The sequence below is a fragment of the Sphaerisporangium sp. B11E5 genome (genome assembly GCF_039871875.1).
GTDB lineage: Bacteria > Actinomycetota > Actinomycetes > Streptosporangiales > Streptosporangiaceae > Sphaerisporangium.
The window spans coordinates 1-3,382 of record NZ_JBDPMD010000103.1 but is presented as its reverse complement, the minus strand read 5'-3'; the positions used below and the strand labels follow the sequence as shown (position 1 = coordinate 3,382).

Annotated in this window: 3 protein-coding genes; all 3 read right to left on the bottom strand. The window is 68.0% G+C overall.

What is annotated here, in order from left to right:
- A partial coding sequence (locus ABGB17_RS38685; RefSeq protein ID WP_347639357.1) for a PHB depolymerase family esterase occupies positions 1–954 on the bottom strand: 954 nt, incomplete at its 3' end.
- 440 nt (positions 955–1,394) lie between these two features.
- The gene (locus tag ABGB17_RS38680) at positions 1,395–2,765 is read right to left on the bottom strand and encodes a glycoside hydrolase family 43 protein (RefSeq protein ID WP_347639355.1); all 1,371 of its coding nucleotides are present in this window, start codon (positions 2,763–2,765) and stop codon (positions 1,395–1,397) included.
- A 40-nt stretch (positions 2,766–2,805) separates the two neighbouring features.
- The coding region (locus tag ABGB17_RS38675) for a carbohydrate binding domain-containing protein (RefSeq protein WP_347639353.1) at positions 2,806–3,382 on the bottom strand (577 nt) is incomplete at its 5' end.

Genomic DNA, 3,382 nt, shown 5'->3' with positions numbered 1-3,382 from the left:
GGGTGTGGGGGTGGGTGTCGGGGTGGGGGAGCCGTCGAGGCCGAGGAAGGAGATGGCGTACGCGAGCATGCCGGTCATCGGTAGGTCGTGGCCGACGCCGCTGACGCTGATTCCCTCGATGGTGGCTTGTGTTCCCGTGGCGCCGTACCGGGTCCGCGTCCAGGACGACTGGGGGCGGTCGGTGAACGCCGGGGCCTGGCTCAGGCCGTGGAGGTTGGTCCACTGCTTGATCGATTCACCGAAGTTGGGGTAGGCGAGGGTGGTGTCGTTGACCCCGTGCCACAGTTGCATCCGCGGATAGCGCCCGGTGTACCCCGGGGACATGGCGCGGGCCTGGTCGCCCCACTGCTGCGCGGTCTTGATGAGCTGCCCGCCGGAGCACTGGCTGTTCCACAGGGATCCGTTGGTGGTGGCGAAGCACCCCGCGGGGACACCGGAGAACGCCGCGCCAGCCGAGAAGACGTCCGGGTACTGGGCGGCGAGCACGTTGGTCATCATCGCGCCGGAGGAGAAGCCGCTGACCACGATCCGCCCGGAGTCGACGTTGTAGCGCTGCCGGGCGTAGGACACCATCGACATGATGCCGGTCGAGTCGCCGCCGCCGTCGCGCCGGAGCGCGGCCGAGGTGGACACGTCGAAACACTTCTCGCTGCGGGTGGCCTCGGGGAACACGATGATGTACCCGTACCGGTCGGCCGCGGTGACGTAGTCCCGCCCGTTCCAGCCGAAGACGGAGCTGGCCGAGCCGCCGCAGTAGTGGACGAGCACCAGCAACGCCGGCCGGGCCGCGACCCTGTCCGGCACATAGATGTACATGTTGAGGTTGGTCGGGTTGGTTCCGAAACCGGTCACCCGGGTCAGCGACGCGGCCGTGGCCGGCCGGATCACGAGGACGCTCGCGGCGAGCACCGGCAGGACGGCCGCCACCAGGAGGGCCATCAGTCTTCGTTTCATGCCATGTCCTTTCTTGGGAGGGGTCAGCCGCCACCTCCCGGCCGGCCTACGTGCAGATGCGTGTGAGCGTTAACGTCTAGTCCGCCTCGCGGTCTCAACTGGCCCCGGCGGTCGAATGAAGCTCTTAATGACATTTCTGTTATCGCTAACAGCAAATGTGCTCGGGAAACGCCTCCCGTCGGGACGGTCCACGGTGATGACGCGGCGAAGCAAATAGGCCCCGGCCGACCCCCGTCAAGCGTCCGTTCTCGTCCCCCACGACCCCACCGCCCCGGGCCATGTCTCATCTGCGGTGGGAAGAACATGGCCAGGCCACATGAGCAGCTCCGTGGTGAAAAGTTCATCGGCGGCGAGCACGTCCCGGAGCCACGCCAGGCACGAGAACGGCACCCTCGCCCGGTGACGAGGGTGCCGTTCGGTTCAGCCGGAGGACGGCCGCGCTAGGGAGTGACGCGGAAGGTGGCGTCCTGCCGGTCGATGGCACTGGAGGACGAGCTGATCGGGTCGATGCGCAGCAGGTGGTCGTAGTGCCGGAGGTAGCGGGTGGGGAAGTTGTGGGAGCGGAAGGACGACCAGGACGGGTCGGCGAGGCCGGCGACGCGGTGGAAGGTGGCGTCGGCGCGGAACGTCGCGGTGTTCTCGACGGGGTCGAGGCGTAGCGCGTAGTCGTAGTGGCGCAGGTAGTTGCCCGGGTAGTTCACCGACTCGAAGGACACGCCGGCGGAGTCGGCGAGGCCGGCGACCATGCGCCACATCTGGTCCTGGTAGGGGTCGAAGGGATAGGTGTCGACCCGGGCGACCCGGTTGGCGTGCCGCACGTAGCGGTCGGGGAGGTTGGAGGACTTCAGCCGCACCCAGTTCGGGGTGCCCCAGCGGGAGACCATGGCGTTGTACTCGGCGTCGCTGATGCCGATGATCGAGCCGTGCTTGGAGTTCAGCGGCGGGGTGTAGTCGCGCTGGTTGAGCGGGGTCCAGGAGTTGCCGCCGATGTTGTTCGACGACCAGGCGTAGTAGTCGTTGTTGACGGGGCTGTAGGAGTCGCCCCACAGCCGCCATCCGCCTTCGTTGGTCTTGAGCAGCATCGGGGCCTCGATGCCGCTGCCCTGGATCAGGCCGCTGGTGTAGGTGGTGAAGGTGTTGGGGTTGCCGGTGGAGGAACGCGATCCGTAGAGGCGGCCGTCGTTGAGGTTCTTGTAGTACAGGTACGTCGTCGCGCCGTCCACGACGATGTCGCCGTCCAGCACGCCGAAGCCGGGGCTGAAGAAGGTCTGCGCGGCGCTGACGTTGACGAAGTCGGACGTCCAGTTCACCCGCAGGATGTCGGCCGCGGAGTAGACGATGCCGTACTGCCCGCGTGAGGCGTTCCAGAACACCGTCGGCGCCCAGGTGTGGTCGTTGGTGGTCTGCATGCGCAGGCGGCGGTACCCGGTGAAGTCGGTGAGGTGCACCGAGTCCCACACGTGCAGGTACTGGCTGTTGCGGCTGAAATCGGTGCCCCTGAGGTCGGTGGCGATGACGAGGAACGTGCCGTCCTGCTTGCGGAACAGGAACGGGTCGCGCAGCCCCAGCTCACCCGCTGTCGGGGTGACGACGGGGTTGTTCTGGTTGAGCGGTGTCCAGTTGAGACCGTCGCGGCTGACCGCCAGGTGCAGGCCGTAGTCGGCGCCCTGGAAGCTCGGCGTCTCGGTGAAGTAGGCGAAAGCGTAGGCGGTGTTGGCCGCCCACGCCGTGCGGGTGGTCGCCACCCCGGTGGCGGCGAGTGCGGCGGTCGTGACGGCGGCCCGGGTGAACGTCCGTCGGCTCAGGGTCATGGGGAGTGACCTTTCGTGAGTGGAACCCGGCCGGGGACGGCTACTGGAACGACGCGTCGTCGATGGAGAAGCCGTCGGTGCCCGACGCCGTCTCGACGTAGAAGGAGGCGTTGGACAACGTCCCGGTCCACGAGACGGTGGCCGTGCCGGAGAGCTGGATCCAGCCGCTGGTGTTCGCCGTCGCGGCCGGGGTGAGCTGGAGGTAGCTGGTCGTGCCGTTCGCGGTCAGCGTGAGGGTCGCCTTCACGCTGGGCGTGCCGCTCTGCGCGCGCACCCACACGCTCGTCGTGTAGCTCTTGCCGTTGACGAGCTTGGAGGTGACGTTCTGGTGCGGGCCGTTCCACGCGGCCGTGCGGCCGGTGATCTGCAGCGACCGCGCGCCGCCGTGCGGGGAGCTCGTGCTGGACGCCAGCGTCCCGCCGGACGTGGTCCAGTTGGTCGTGCCGCTCTCCATGTCGCCGTTGGCCAGCACGTTCCCGCCGCCGCCGTTCCTGGTGAACTGCCACCAGTTGAAGTTGAACAGGGTGCCGGTGCCGCCGGTGAAGCGCAGGTAGAGGTCGTGGGTGCCGGTGGCGCCGTTGACGGGGCAGGTGATGGTGGTCCAGGTCTGCCAGCCG